Here is a 14,030-nt window from a genome sequence, read left to right on the forward strand (position 1 = left end):
TATTGTGAGGAAATTAGACTTTGAATTAGTGTAATAAAAAACAAAAAATTAAGTAAAATGTCAAAAGTAAAATTAGGAATAAACGGATTTGGACGTATCGGAAGAATCGTTTTTAGAGAAACTTTCAATAGAGATAATGTAGAAGTAGTAGCAATCAATGATTTGTTAGATGTAGATCACTTGGCTTACTTGTTAAAATATGATTCAGTTCACGGTCGTTTCAATGGAACTGTAGAAGTAAAAGAAGGAAAACTTTACGTAAACGGAAGAAATATTCGTATCACTGCTGAAAGAAACCCTGCTGACTTAAAATGGAACGAGGTTGATGTAGATGTAGTGGCTGAATGTACTGGTATTTTTACTACTATCGAAACGGCAAACGAACACATCAAAGGAGGTGCTAAAAAAGTAATCATTTCTGCTCCGTCTGCTGATGCTCCAATGTTTGTAATGGGAGTAAATCATGAAACGGCAAAAGCTACAGATTTAGTAGTTTCTAATGCTTCTTGTACTACAAACTGTTTAGCTCCTTTAGCTAAAGTAATTCACGATAATTTCGAAATTGTTGAAGGTTTAATGACAACAGTTCACGCAACAACTTCAACTCAAATGACAGCTGATGGTCCTTCAAGAAAAGACTGGAGAGGTGGACGTGCTGCAAGCATCAACATCATTCCTTCTTCAACTGGAGCTGCTAAAGCTGTTGGAAAAGTAATTCCTGCTTTGAATGGAAAATTAACAGGAATGTCTTTCCGTGTTCCTACTGCTGACGTTTCTGTAGTAGATCTAACTGTAAAAGTAGCCAAAGAAACTTCATACGAAGAAATTATGGCTGTTTTGAAAAACGCTTCTGAAACTACAATGAAAGGTATCTTAGGATACACAGAAGATGCAGTTGTTTCTCAGGATTTTATTTCTGACAAAAGAACTTCAGTTGTAGATGCAGGTGCAGGAATCGGTTTAAATTCAACTTTCTTTAAATTAGTATCCTGGTATGATAATGAGTACGGATATTCAAGTAAATTGATTGATTTGTCTGTGCATATCGCAGGTTTAAAATAATAATATATATTTTTGCAAAATCCCGTTATTGTATAGTAATGGGATTTTCTTATTTTGTTACTTCTTTAATTAATTTAAAAGCATACTTTTTATTTAGCTAAAGAAAAACCTAATCCAAAAACTAAATAAAATGAAATTAATAGTTGATAGTGGATCTACTAAAGCCGATTGGATTGCAATTGATGATAATGGAAAAGTATTATTCACCACACAAACTTTAGGATTAAATCCTGAAATTCTTGACGGTCCGGAAATAATCGAAAGATTAAACGATCGTTTTGATATTTTACAAAATAAAAAAACCGCCACACATTTGTTCTTTTACGGAGCAGGTTGTGGGACAGACCGAATGAAAACAGAGCTTTCGCAAATATTTCAGCAATATTTTGAGAATGCAATCGTAGAAGTTCAGGAAGATACTTATGCTGCGGTATATGCAACAACTCCAAAAGGAGAAGCTGCGATTGTAAGCATCCTTGGAACAGGTTCTAACTGTAGCTTTTTTGATGGAAAAGTATTGCATCAGAAAGTACAGTCGTTAGGGTTTATCGCCATGGACGATTGTAGTGGAAATGTTTTTGGAAAAGAATTAATCAGAAAGTACTATTTCAATAAAATGCCAAAAGAACTGGCTGTTGAATTTGAGAAAGAGTATAATTTAGATCCTGATTTTATCAAGAATAAATTGTACAAAGAACCGAATCCAAATGCTTATTTAGCGACCTTTGCAAAGTTCTTAATCAAACACAAAGACACGCAGTTTTGCAGAAAGATCATCTTCAAAGGCATGAAATCTTTTGTTAAAAATTACATCAAGCAATTTGATAATTGCAAAGAAGTTCCGGTTCATTTTGTAGGTTCTATCGCTTTTTATCTAAAAGAAGAATTACAGGAAACTTTTGATAAGTATGAACTTCAATTGGGTAATGTTTTAAGAAGGCCTATTGATGGATTAATTGCGTACCACGTTGCAAATCAATAAATAGAATTAAAATATGGAAATTGCTATTATAGCTCACGATGGAAAAAAGGCAGACATGGTTCAGTTTTTGAATAAAAACAAAGACTTGCTGCTTCAGGAAAACATTAAATTAATCGCAACGGGAACTACAGGAAGCAAAGCTGTTAATGCTGGTTTTAAGGTAAAAAGAATGCTTTCCGGACCAATGGGGGGTGATGCACAAATTGCTGCAAGAGTAGCCGAGGGGAAAACAAAAATGGTTTTCTTCTTTAAAGATCCTCTGGCAAGTCATGCTCATGAAGTCGATATCAACATGTTAATTCGTGTTTGCGATGTGCATAATGTACCTCTGGCAACAAATGAAGCTTCGGCGCAGCTGCTGTTAAATGCTATCGCCTTGCAATTATAGAATTTCTATTTTTAGATATAATAAAAAAACCATTACGAGCTGTAATGGTTTTTTTTGTTTCAGGTTTCAAATTGCTGTCTAATACTTTATTAATTTTGAGGATTAATTAAAACTTGATTCCTGCGCTTAAGCCATAGGAGCTGTATATGAGGTCGCCTGGGGTTTCATGATTGTAATTAAACAAAGGTTTTGCATCATCTAATCTCAGAAATTGTTGTTCTTTAAAAAGATTAATAGAAAGGCTAAAAGAATCTCCTTTAATGATTGGTAATCCGATGCCAATCCTTGCATTGGTACCATTTCTAAATTGATTTTTATTCAAACTAAATTGATTGCTTAAGCTTGCGTAGGTATATATGTTTTTTGTGTCTACAAAAAAGAATTTTAGAATTCCTCCTAATTCCAAAATAGAAAAATCTGGAGAGGTGTAGTTTTTATAACCTGTTAGTATTCCGATGCTCAATTTTTTAAAAAGCATATAATTGTAGGTGTATGTAAAACCAATTGCTGGTTTCTTGACGTTTAATTGTTCGTCCCAAACTGTATGTTTTTCGGTATCAGCACCCAAATAACTGTAACTATATTTTGCCCTTTTATGAATGATCAGATCAAACTGAGTATCCGAATACCATTTTTTTAGAGGTATATCCTGAGTGTAGCCAATAGAATTTATGAGCGTTATAATTAGTATTATTATTTTTTTCATTTTTTTGTTGAATTATATTTTGTTCATCCTATTGCCGCTCCATATATCTCTTCGACGACCAAGGGCATAGAAATCCAGTTCATAGTAATTGTAGTTTCTAAAGCTTTGTCCTTTAGCTATTTTTAATGAAAAACTATTGCTCCCTGTTGCACCTGTTGGATTAACGGATGTGGGAGTGCTATAGTTAAGATTGTTTGAATAAGTAATAAGGAACTCTAAAATTTGACTATCAAATTTTCTTTCAATTTTATTGGTGTTGAGAGCTTTGTATCTTTCACCAAAATAAAGCACTTCAATTTCGTTAGCATTTTTTTGATGGGTGATTACAAATTCCTTCTTCGGATCACTATTAATTGCCTTTTTCAAAAAATTAATGCCCAAATTATACAATTGTTTAATGTTTGATTCACTATTTATTTGGTAATACGGATTAGGAAGTTGTCTAATGTATATATTTAGTATATTATTGTTATTAAATTTAAAAAATGGTAAGCCTGTTCCGGAAGTTATATTGACAAGTTTGAAGTTGTTGCCATCACCTAACACTTGATAATAATTATTGTACATGTATATTGGAGGTAATGATTCTGTCGTGAAAGGATTGTAAGTATTAATTTTTGGATCTGGATAATTATACTTTAATAATACTCTGTTTATTCCAAGATGTAATTCATCTGCTTCAGATTTAAACCAAATTCCGAATCTTTTTACCTGAACTCTTGTTTGAACACCAATTGAGCTGTATATGCCCCATGATTGATTCCAAAATTCAGTTTTTATTCTGTGCGAATTGTCAAAATAATTAATGCAGGACCTGTTAGTGCCAAATAAACTTTGAAACCAGCTGGTATCATGAAGACCGTCACATATAGGTAAATTATTTATTTGATTTTGTACTATTTGATCTTCCGTTAATTGTGGTATGGAGGTTAAAATGGAGGGATTTGGAAAAGGAATTTGTATTGAACGGCAATCAATATCTATAGGAGCTATAAATCTTGATATTTTGGAATCTAAATTTGTATTGCCTCCATATTGGCTGCGAGATGTACAGGGATCAAAATCTGTCAGAGCCCCTTTTTTTGTTTTTAGTGATGATTTAAAATTATAGTGCTCTTTAAGATAATTTTTTAAGTATGTAGTATCACTTATATGTATGGATAGTACACCGAGATCTTTTGTGATTTTGTAAATTGAATCTCCAACTATAATTTCGTTGTTTTGGTTTATAACTGCGGCAAAATATGGATCAGGAATAGTACTGTCTTCTTCCGGAGTTTCATGGGCATCGTTAGACTTCTGTAGTTCTTTCTTTTTGTTAGAGAGTTTTGAAATTAGGATTTCATTTTTTGGATCCACTATTGGGGTGTTTGATAGGAATCCTTTCTCATAAATTTTTTCAAATTGATCTTCTAAGTCTTTTGTGTTTTTCTTTTTGAAATTTTCAAGATCACTTTTTAGATTTTCTCTCGAGGAAAAGTAAAATCTACCGTTAATGACAGTTCCATTAATAAAGCTTTTAGTTGCTGAATTTTGCAGGTTTGAAGGTTCATTTTGACAGGACAAAATAAAACAGAATAGCACTAGGCAGGATATTCTTTTAGCTGTTTTAAACATAATTTTATCATTTTTAAATTTATAAAATGTAAAATTTGTTTTTGGGCCTAATGAGGGAATTCAAATATATAAAGAAAAATCCTATAAAATGTTGATTTATTGGTTTTTTACAGTTTTATGATTTTAAGTGTTAGGGGGAATAATATTTTTAACGAGTGATACTCATGAAGTCGATATCAATATGTTAATTCGTGTTTGCGATTTACATAATGTGCCTCTGGCAACAAATGAAGCTTCGGCGCAGTTGCTATTAAATGCTATCGCTTTGCAATTATAGAATTTCTATTTAGATATAAAAAAAACCATTACGAACTGTAATGGTTTTTTTGTTTCAGGTTTCAAGTTTCAGGTTGTGCTCAAAGTGTCAAACTTGAAACTTGAAACTTGAAACTTGGAATTTGGAATTTGGAATTTGAAATTTCAAATAATTCTTATTGTACTGCGATTATCGAAATCTCAACATTTACATTTTTTGGTAAGCAGGCAACCTGAACAGTTTCACGTGCAGGAGCTGTTTTTTCGTTAAAATAAGAACCGTAAACCGTGTTTATTGCTCCAAAATTATTCATATCCATAATGAAGATAGTTGCTTTAACCACATTTTCAAAAGTCATATCGGCAGCTTCTAAAATTGCGGCAATATTCTCCATTACTTGTTTTGTTTCATCATTGATGTTGTCCGTAATAAGCTCGCCAGAAGCCGGATTGATAGCAATCTGACCTGATGCATAAAGTGTGTTTCCTGATAATACGGCCTGGTTGTAAGGACCAATTGGCGCTGGTGCTTTTTCAGTAAAGATGATTTTTTTCATAATAAATTATTTTTGTTCGATCGTTTATCGATTTGAAGTACTACGCTTGTTCCATTTGATGTCGCTCAACATTCCGGATTTAATTCCAATAAAGAAATTCCAGTTTGAGTTTGGACCAATTGGCGTCCAGTTAAATGCCATTCTCCAGCTTAATAAATCTCTTTCAAAACGAAACTGCGTAAAAGTAACCCCTTTTTGTACAAAATCGTAACCCGTAGAAACTCCGCCTTTCCATTTAGGAGTGATATCCATATTGGCAGATATCATGATAGAATTTCCGGTAATCTTATTTTCTCTGGCGGCATTCGAATAGGTTAGAGAGTAGGCCATCGTCATATCCCATGGAAGTTTAGAGCTGAAAAATTCGCTTATCACGTCTTTATCATCATCCTTCTCGTTAGCAAACTGGCTGTTTCGTGGATCATTTAAGTCGGTATTTGTTCCGAATAAGTCATCATTACGACCACCATTTCGCTGGCTTTGTGTGTTCTTTTCTTCCTTTGTTCCCTTGTTTGAAAACGAATAGTTTAAAGTAACATTGGCACTGGTTAATCTGAATAAACTTCCGCCGTTGTCAATGTTGAAAACATTCATAACATGCCCTGCATTGTCAATTGCATACGGGTTTAAAACAGCCCCGAAATTGACATTCATTTTATTGTCTAAAAGCTGTGTTCCACCGCTTACAATTACAGGCTGCCAGGCTAAAGTTTCTTTTCCGTCAGCATTAAAATTATAACTCGTACTAAAGTTTAAATTGTTTAATAACATGATCTTTTTCGGCTCTGTCTTTGTGCTGTCACGATCTCTTACTTTGGCTTCAAAAGTGTTGCTTAAGGCAAAGGATACGATATTGGAGTTGTTGTTGCCCGGAGCGCCAAAAATACCTTCATCAAATCTGGAGTACGTATTAATTTTTCCGGTTGCGTCAACGGTATAATTGTCATAATACTGATTGAAACTAGGCGTATATGAATACGTTATGTTTGGTCTCATGACGTGGCGTACAGACTGAATTTTTTTGTCTTCACCAAAATTGAAAGTACCATAAATTGTAGTTCCTAAGTTGGTGCTAAAGTTATAAGTTCTAAAAGCATCAAACCCATTTATAGTAGATGTTACGGCTTGTCCTTTAGTCGCATCATAATTTCTGGCAATGGTTTTAGTTACCCAGGTTTCCTGATAATTGGTAGAGGCTCCTGCACTAAAGTATTTAAACAGCTTGAAATTGGTACTAATAGGAATACTGTGCTGCATTCCTATTTTAGCATCTCTAAACATTTGTGGTTTGAAAAACAAAGAATCTGTTGTAGAAATACTGTTTTTACCGCTTAGGTTATATTGAAAATTGATGTTTTTGATGAAACCTTTTTTAACACCGTCTTTTCCAACAAACGGGTACACACGATCCACACTGGCTTGCAGAGTTGGTAACGTCATGTCGATTTTTTCCGTTTGTGTATTTTGCGAGTGTGTTGCCGTTAAAGAGATTCGTGCCTGAGGTATCGTATTGAATGTTTTGTTGTATGAGATGGATGAATTTAAAGTGTTATTTAAATTTGATCCTATATTCGCCTGGTTGATAGAGCGTTTGAAATACTTACTACTACCCATGTTTACAGAGGCAGAAAAGGTAGAATTAGGATTTGCTTTCGTATCTTTTGAATGCGACCACTGAATGTTGTAGATTTTTTCTTTAGAATAATCAGGGTAACCGCGTTCGCTGTTGATTAAATTTTCATAACGGATATTAAGATTTCCTCTGTACTTGTACTTTGTAGCGTATTGCGATTCAAAACGCATGGCGTAACTACCATTGGTGTAGTAGTCACCCAAAACAGTCAGGTCGTAATTGTCGCTTAATGCAAAATAGTAACCTCCATTCTGTAAAGAGAATCCTCTTGTATTAGAGTCGTTGTAGCTTGGTAGAATAATACCCGAAACACTCTTTTCCTGACTCATCGGGAAATAGGCAAAAGGCAATGCCAGAGGAGTAGGTACATCGGCAATAACCATATTGGTTAAACCGGTGATTACTTTTTTACCCGGAATAAATTTTACTTTATTGGTTTGAAAGTAGTATTCAGGATTGTCAATGTCCTTGGCAGTTGTAAAACGGGCACCACGCAAAAAGTAAACCGAGTCGTTTTCTTTTTTGGTAACCGCTGCTTTAATTTTAAATTCTCCCTGTTCGGTTCTCGAATTATAGATTAAAGCTTTTTTGGTTTTAAAGTTAAATCGGATAGAATCCGGCTGAACTTCGCTGGCTCCCTGTTTGAAATTTGGATATTGTATCAAAACACCTGCAGAATCTCGGATACGTCCGGCGTAAACTTCTTCCTTTTCCATGTTTAAAACAATGATTCCCGATTTTAGTTCTACATCTTTATAGTAAAGTTCGGCTTCATTATATAAGGTAAGCGTTTTTGCTTTTTTGTCGTATTTCGCGTAATCTTTCGCTTTATATTTGGTAACAGCGTCCAGAAAATTCTTTTTGGCTTTAACCGTATCCAGCTTTATAGTGTCTGTTGTAGCGGCTTCAGGTTTGACTGGAGCAACAGTTGTAGGTTTATCTGTTTGTTTTACAGTGGGTAAAGACTTCTTTTTGTTTTTTATCTCTTGCGAATATAAATTACCACATCCTAAAGTTAGGAAAAATGATAATAAAACGATATTAAATAAGTTTGTATGCAAAGGTTTAAATGCTATTTTTGTAAAATTATGGCTTGTTTTTTGACATGTCAAACTTACATATAATTTTTTGTCAAAAATAATCAATTGTAAAAATTATAGCTGTTGCGTTTTATTAAAATTAACTTTTAGATTTATGAATAGATTTAACAAAATTAAAGTAATATTTACTTTTTTTCTAACGATATTGTCTTTTTGTGCTTATAGCCAGGCAAATGTTTTTAAGGTAACACTTGATGCTGGACATGGTGATCACGACTTTGGGGCTGTTTACAGCGGACGAATTGAAAAAAATATTGCTTTGGCTATTGTTCTAAAAGTGGGTAAAATCTTAGAAGGAAGTCTAAATGTTCATGTGATTTATACGCGTAAAACAGATGTTTTTATCGATTTGGTTGAAAGAGCCAATATTGCCAACAGAGCCAATTCGAATATTTTTGTCTCTATACATTGTAATGCCAATAAAAATACTGCTGCAGACGGAACAGAGACCTATGTAATGGGTTTGAGTAAAGTAGCATCGAATCTTGAAGCTGCGAAAAAAGAGAACTCCGTAATTACCTTAGAAAAAGATTATAAACGTAAATACGAAGGTTACGACCCAAACTCTCCTGAATCCATGGTTGGAATGACTTTAATGCAGGAAGAATATTTAGACAATAGTATTTCGCTGGCTAGTAAAATCGAAGATAATTTTGATAAACTTGGAAAAAAATTAAGACAGGGAGGTGTGAAACAAGCTCCTTTTATGGTACTTCATAAAGCCTATATGCCTAGAGTCTTAGTAGAAACCGGATTTGTATCTAATCCGACAGAAGGAAATATTTTAAATTCAGAGGAAGGACAAAATGATATTGCAAAAGCGATAGCCGAAGCAATCTTGAGTTACAAGAGTGAATATTTTGGTTCAGGTACTCCTGAAATAGTAGAGGCAAAACCGGCAAAAGATACTTCGACTCCGGCAAAACCGAAAGAGGTGGAAAACACTGCAGCAGTCAAAAACGCTCCAAAAGGAACATTCTTCAAAGTACAGCTTATCGCAAGTATTAAAAAAACACCGCTAGAGCCTAGAAATTTTAAAGGACTTAAAAACGTAACAATGTTATTCGAAAATAATATTTACAAATATTTCTATCAGGAAACTTCAAGTTACGATGCTGCCAAAAAATATTTGGAAGAAGCTAAAGATAAAGGATATGGAGCCGCGTTTTTGGTTGCAACCAAAGATGGAGAAAAGATCAGTATTCAAGACGCCATTAAATAATAGCTTCTAGTTCGAATATTTATATTAATTTTGTACAAACACTAAGAATTTTGAAACTAACAAGAGAAATTAAAACGGCTATTTTAGTCATCGCGTCAATTTTATTATTTATTTGGGGCTATAGTTTTTTAAAAGGCAGAGACCTTTTTACAAATTACAAGACATTATATGTAGAATATGATAATGTAGAAGATTTGTCAGCATCAGCTCCCGTTACCATAAACGGACTTATTATTGGTAAAGTAACTAAAATTACAATCAATGAAGTAACAGGGAAATTATTAGTTGAACTTCAATTAAAAACTGATTTTCCAATTTCTAAAACAAGTCAGGCATCTTTATACTCCCCAAGTTTAATTGGTGGAAAACAGATCAAGATTATTCCAAACCTAACAGACAAAGAACCTGCTGCTGACGGGCAGACTTTAACTCCTGTTGTGGAATTAGGACTAAAAGAATCTTTAGGTGGAAAAATTGAGCCTATTCAGATAAAATTAGAGAAAATGTTGGTGAATATTGACAATCTGGTTTCCGGATTGAACAATGTTTTAGACAAAAAAGGACAAGAGGATCTGAAGAAAACTTTAGCCGAACTGAGCCAAACTATGGAGCAGTTTCACAAAGCTTCGGGAAGTATCAATTCGATCCTGGATACCAATAAAGGACAGATTAACGGAGTGGTAACCAACTTTAATAAAATGTCAAGTAACTTTAATAAAATATCAGATTCTTTAAACAAGGCAGATTTAGGAAAAACAGTTAGAAACCTAGATCAGACTTTGGCTAAAGTTGACGGTCTTATGAGTAATTTAAACTCAGGAAAAGGTACTGCCGGTAAATTGTTAAATGACGATGCTTTGTATAATAATTTAGCGAAAACTTCAAAAGAGCTTGAATTATTGTTACAGGACGTTCGTCTTTACCCGACACGTTATGTAAATGTTTCTCTTTTCGGAAAGAAAAACAAACCTTATGTAGCACCAACTGAAGAAGCTAACCCAACTACTAAAAATTAATTAGAATGAGTTATTTAGATAATATTTTATTCGCTATACTTCTTATTATTGGTTTCGGTTTTTTTGCATCGAGCGTGAAAAAAATCATCCGAAATATTAATCTGGGAGTAGATGTAAACCGAAAAGATAATTCTAAAGCACGTTGGAAAAACATGGCATTGATTGCTCTTGGGCAGTCAAAAATGGTGAGACGCCCTGTAGCTGGAATACTTCATATCTTTGTTTACGTTGGTTTTATAATTATTAATATCGAATTACTCGAGATCATTATCGACGGGTTGTTTGGAACACATAGAATTTTTGCGCCTTATTTAGGAGTAGTATATGATGTTTTAATTGCCTCATTTGAGATATTAGCGGTACTTGTAATTTTTGCTGTTACTGTTTTTTGGATCAGAAGAAATGTAATTCGATTAAAACGTTTCATAAACCCTGATTTAGATGGTTTCCCAAAAAGTGATGCCAATTACATTTTGTATTTCGAAACCGTTTTGATGATGTTGTTTTTGTTAATGAACGCTTCCGATCTGCATTTACAGAATGTTCCGGATGCTGTTTTTCATAAAGCAGGCAGCTTTCCAATCAGTCAGTTTATAGCACCAATTTTTAACGGAATGTCGAATGAATTGGTTGTGCTATTATTTGAAGTCTTTTGGTGGTTGCATATAGCGGGTATTTTGGTTTTTATGAACTATTTGTACTTCTCTAAACATTTGCATATTCTTTTGGCGTTCCCGAATACCTATTTTGCCAACCTGAATCCGGAAGGACAGTTTGATAATTTAGAGTCAGTAACGAAAGAGGTAAAGTTAATGATGGATCCAAATGCAGATCCGTTTGCGGCTGCTCCAGTTGATGAAAATGCTGCTCCGGCAAAATTTGGAGCAAGTGATGTTCAGGATTTAAACTGGGTTCAGCTTTTAAATGCTTATACCTGTACAGAGTGTGGTCGTTGTACGTCATCATGTCCGGCAAATCAAACGGGTAAAAAATTGTCTCCTCGTAAAATTATGATGGATACAAGAGATCGTTTGCAGGAAGTGGGTAAAAACATAGACGCCAATAAAGGAGTTTTTGTTCCGGATAATAAAACATTATTAAACGATTATATCACTCCTGAAGAATTATGGGCTTGTACATCTTGTAATGCCTGTGTAGAGGAATGCCCTGTAAACATCAGTCCGTTGTCTATTATTATGGACATGCGTCGTTATTTGGTAATGGAACAAAGTGCTGCTCCAATGTCATTGAATGCCATGATGACGAATATCGAAAACAACGGAGCACCTTGGCAATACAGCCAGCAGGACCGCTTGAATTGGAAAAACGAAAATTAAGAAAAAAGTTTAATTGGTTATTGGTTCAACCCTTTAATCGATTGGAATAAAATATAAGGTTTTTTAGTAGGGTTATGGCAATGAGTGCGATTAACCAAATAAACAATTAACCGATTTAACAACAAAAGAAGATGTCAGAAAGTTTAGTAGTGCCAACAATGGCTGAAATGCTAGCCCAGGGAACACAACCGGAAGTTTTATTTTGGGTGGGTTGCGCAGGGAGTTTTGATGATAGAGCAAAGAAAATTACAAAAGCATTTGTACGAATCTTAAATCGTACTAACGTTTCGTTTGCGGTTTTGGGTACGGAAGAAAGCTGTACCGGAGATCCTGCAAAACGTGCCGGAAATGAGTTTTTGTTTCAAATGCAGGCCATGATGAATATCGAGGTGCTTAATGCATATGAAGCCAAAAAAATTGTGACCGCTTGTCCGCATTGTTTTAATACTTTAAAAAATGAATATCCGGAATTAGGAGGTCAGTACGATGTTATTCATCATACCGAGTTTTTAAAGTCATTAATCGATGATGGCAGATTGACCGTTGAAGGTGGTCAGTTTAAAGGGAAGAAAATCACTTTTCATGATCCTTGTTATTTAGGAAGAGCAAATAAAGTATACGAAGCACCAAGAGACTTAATTCAGAAACTGGATGTTGAGCTGGTTGAGATGAAGCGCTCAAAAGCAAACGGATTATGTTGTGGAGCTGGTGGAGCACAAATGTTTAAAGATGCCGAACCGGGAAATAAAGAAGTGAACGTTTTGCGTACCGAAGATGCTTTGGAAGTAAAACCGGATATTATTGCAGCCGGATGTCCGTTTTGCAACACGATGTTAACCGATGGTATTAAACATCAGGAGAAAGAAGGGCAAGTGAAAGTAATGGATATTGCAGAGTTAATTGCAAATGCACAGGATTTGTAGAAGGAGGGGCTAAGGTTCTGAGGAGCTAGGGAACTAAGTTTTTTTACTTGAAACCTGAAACCTGAAATCTGAAACTTCCCCAATCTAAAATCAACAATCAACAATCTAAAATTAAAAAATGTATATACCTTTTGAAAATTTACCTGGTGAATCCAGAGTCTGGATTTATCAATCAAACAGAAAGTTTTCTGAGGAAGAATTTTCTGAAATAGAAGCCGATCTGAAAACTTTTGTAGAAGGTTGGGCAGCACACGGAACAAGTCTGGAGGCTTCGTACCTGTTGAAATACAACCGATTTATTATTTTGGCTGTAAATCAGGAAGTACAGGCAGCAACAGGTTGTTCGATCGATAGCTCGGTGGAATTTATCCAAAGCTTAGAAAAAAAGTACAACGTTGATTTGTTAGACAAAATGAACGTGACTTTTAAACTGGGTGAACATATCGCGCACAAACCTTTAATCGATTTCAAGAAAATGGTTAAAGACAAATCAGTATCAGAGAATACAATTGTATTTAACAATCTGGTAAATAATATTGAAGAATTCAATGAATCATGGGAAGTTCCTGCTGCCGACAGTTGGCATAGCAGATTTTTCTAAGAAATATTCAGAATAAAGAAAAGGCGTAAAATTTAGATTTTGCGCCTTTCTTGTTTTGAAGGAATTATTCTAAACCCGACAGGTTTTTAAAACCTGTCGGGTTGAATATGTCAAACTAATTGAAGAAAGTTTGGTAATGGAATTTTTGAAAATAAAAAGCTTTTAATGATGGAAAATTTTGATGCTTGTTATCGATGGATAAAAGTTAGAGATGGAAGATTGTATTTGGGTTTTGTTACTTTAGATGTTAGAAAGAATGAAATTGGGAATGAAATCATAGAAAATTATTCCGGAGAAGGATTTTGTAATAATTCTTTAGATGTTGAGGAACAAGGATTGGCTACATGGAAAATTGGTTTGATTAAGGGTTTGCAGTTTGCACTGTCTCATAGTTCTGATTTTTGGACAATTAAAATTAATAAGTTAAGTGGGAAGCCTTTTATGGATACTAATCCGACCATTATCGGTTATACCGGTATTTTAGCTTTTATAGAGCAATCAGATGTTTTAATTGATGAGCAAATCATTAAGGAGATTGAAGAGTTCGTTTACTCCAGCTGGTATAACGGTAATGAGAACAAAATCCCAAATTTTAGTGAATTGACTTTTGATTAGAGGAGTTTTTAAAACC

13 protein-coding genes and 1 pseudogene are annotated in these 14,030 nt (G+C 34.3%); 10 read left to right on the forward strand and 4 right to left on the reverse strand.

Translation table 11 applies throughout. The features are described from left to right. The first annotated feature begins 57 nt into the window (after positions 1–57). The 3 genes from gap to ACN1CN_RS13080 all read left to right on the forward strand — a co-directional run bounded on the left by gap (position 58) and on the right by ACN1CN_RS13080 (position 2,432). Positions 58–1,062 (forward strand): type I glyceraldehyde-3-phosphate dehydrogenase, encoded by a 1,005-nt coding sequence (gene gap, locus ACN1CN_RS13070; RefSeq protein WP_264524601.1) that lies wholly within the window; start codon positions 58–60, stop codon positions 1,060–1,062. 130 nt (positions 1,063–1,192) lie between these two features. Further along, positions 1,193–2,044, forward strand: coding sequence for an N-acetylglucosamine kinase (locus ACN1CN_RS13075; RefSeq protein WP_264524600.1), 852 nt, complete (start codon positions 1,193–1,195; stop codon positions 2,042–2,044). A gap of 13 nt (positions 2,045–2,057) precedes the next feature. Next, on the forward strand, positions 2,058–2,432 hold the full coding sequence (locus tag ACN1CN_RS13080; RefSeq protein WP_264524599.1) for a methylglyoxal synthase: 375 nt from the start codon (positions 2,058–2,060) through the stop codon (positions 2,430–2,432). Between the two features lie 106 nt (positions 2,433–2,538). On the opposite strand, the gene ACN1CN_RS13085 is transcribed toward ACN1CN_RS13080, so the two are convergent. Together ACN1CN_RS13085 and ACN1CN_RS13090 are read right to left on the reverse strand one after the other, a co-directional pair. After that, positions 2,539–3,138: a hypothetical protein gene (locus ACN1CN_RS13085; protein ID WP_419135983.1), complete on the reverse strand. Its 600-nt coding sequence runs from the start codon at positions 3,136–3,138 to the stop codon at positions 2,539–2,541. A gap of 12 nt (positions 3,139–3,150) precedes the next feature. Continuing rightward, the gene (locus tag ACN1CN_RS13090) at positions 3,151–4,755 is read right to left on the reverse strand and encodes a hypothetical protein (RefSeq protein WP_419135984.1); all 1,605 of its coding nucleotides are present in this window, start codon (positions 4,753–4,755) and stop codon (positions 3,151–3,153) included. 163 nt (positions 4,756–4,918) lie between these two features. Here ACN1CN_RS13090 and ACN1CN_RS13095 point away from each other — a divergent pair. Further along, positions 4,919–5,032, forward strand: a pseudogene (locus ACN1CN_RS13095) (methylglyoxal synthase); the annotation flags it as partial. A gap of 154 nt (positions 5,033–5,186) precedes the next feature. Here the strand turns inward: ACN1CN_RS13095 and ACN1CN_RS13100 are convergent. Then, on the reverse strand, positions 5,187–5,567 hold the full coding sequence (locus ACN1CN_RS13100) for a Rid family detoxifying hydrolase (protein WP_264524598.1): 381 nt from the start codon (positions 5,565–5,567) through the stop codon (positions 5,187–5,189). A 24-nt stretch (positions 5,568–5,591) separates the two neighbouring features. Continuing rightward, entirely contained in the window at positions 5,592–8,312 is a 2,721-nt protein-coding gene (locus tag ACN1CN_RS13105) for a putative LPS assembly protein LptD (RefSeq protein ID WP_419135985.1), read from the reverse strand. An 82-nt stretch (positions 8,313–8,394) separates the two neighbouring features. Here ACN1CN_RS13105 and ACN1CN_RS13110 point away from each other — a divergent pair, with 82 nt between their 5' ends. The 6 genes from ACN1CN_RS13110 (at position 8,395) to ACN1CN_RS13135 (ending at position 14,014) form a co-directional block, all read left to right on the forward strand. After that, positions 8,395–9,522 (forward strand): N-acetylmuramoyl-L-alanine amidase family protein, encoded by a 1,128-nt coding sequence (locus ACN1CN_RS13110; protein WP_419135986.1) that lies wholly within the window; start codon positions 8,395–8,397, stop codon positions 9,520–9,522. A 50-nt stretch (positions 9,523–9,572) separates the two neighbouring features. After that, positions 9,573–10,538, forward strand: coding sequence for an MlaD family protein (locus tag ACN1CN_RS13115; RefSeq protein WP_419135987.1), 966 nt, complete (start codon positions 9,573–9,575; stop codon positions 10,536–10,538). A 5-nt stretch (positions 10,539–10,543) separates the two neighbouring features. Further along, positions 10,544–11,875 carry a 4Fe-4S dicluster domain-containing protein gene (locus ACN1CN_RS13120; protein WP_419135988.1) on the forward strand — a complete coding sequence of 444 codons (1,332 nt, stop codon included), beginning with the start codon at positions 10,544–10,546 and terminating at the stop codon, positions 11,873–11,875. Between the two features lie 131 nt (positions 11,876–12,006). Then, the gene (locus ACN1CN_RS13125) at positions 12,007–12,798 is read left to right on the forward strand and encodes a (Fe-S)-binding protein (protein WP_264524593.1); all 792 of its coding nucleotides are present in this window, start codon (positions 12,007–12,009) and stop codon (positions 12,796–12,798) included. Between the two features lie 118 nt (positions 12,799–12,916). Then, a complete protein-coding gene (locus ACN1CN_RS13130; protein WP_264524592.1) occupies positions 12,917–13,399 on the forward strand; it encodes an ABC transporter ATPase in 483 nt (160 codons plus the stop codon). A gap of 168 nt (positions 13,400–13,567) precedes the next feature. Next, complete coding sequence (locus tag ACN1CN_RS13135) at positions 13,568–14,014, forward strand: hypothetical protein (RefSeq protein WP_419135989.1); 447 nt, start codon at positions 13,568–13,570, stop codon at positions 14,012–14,014. Positions 14,015–14,030: the final 16 nt, after the last annotated feature.

It is taken from the genome of Flavobacterium sp. T12S277 (assembly GCF_048514875.1).
GTDB lineage: Bacteria > Bacteroidota > Bacteroidia > Flavobacteriales > Flavobacteriaceae > Flavobacterium.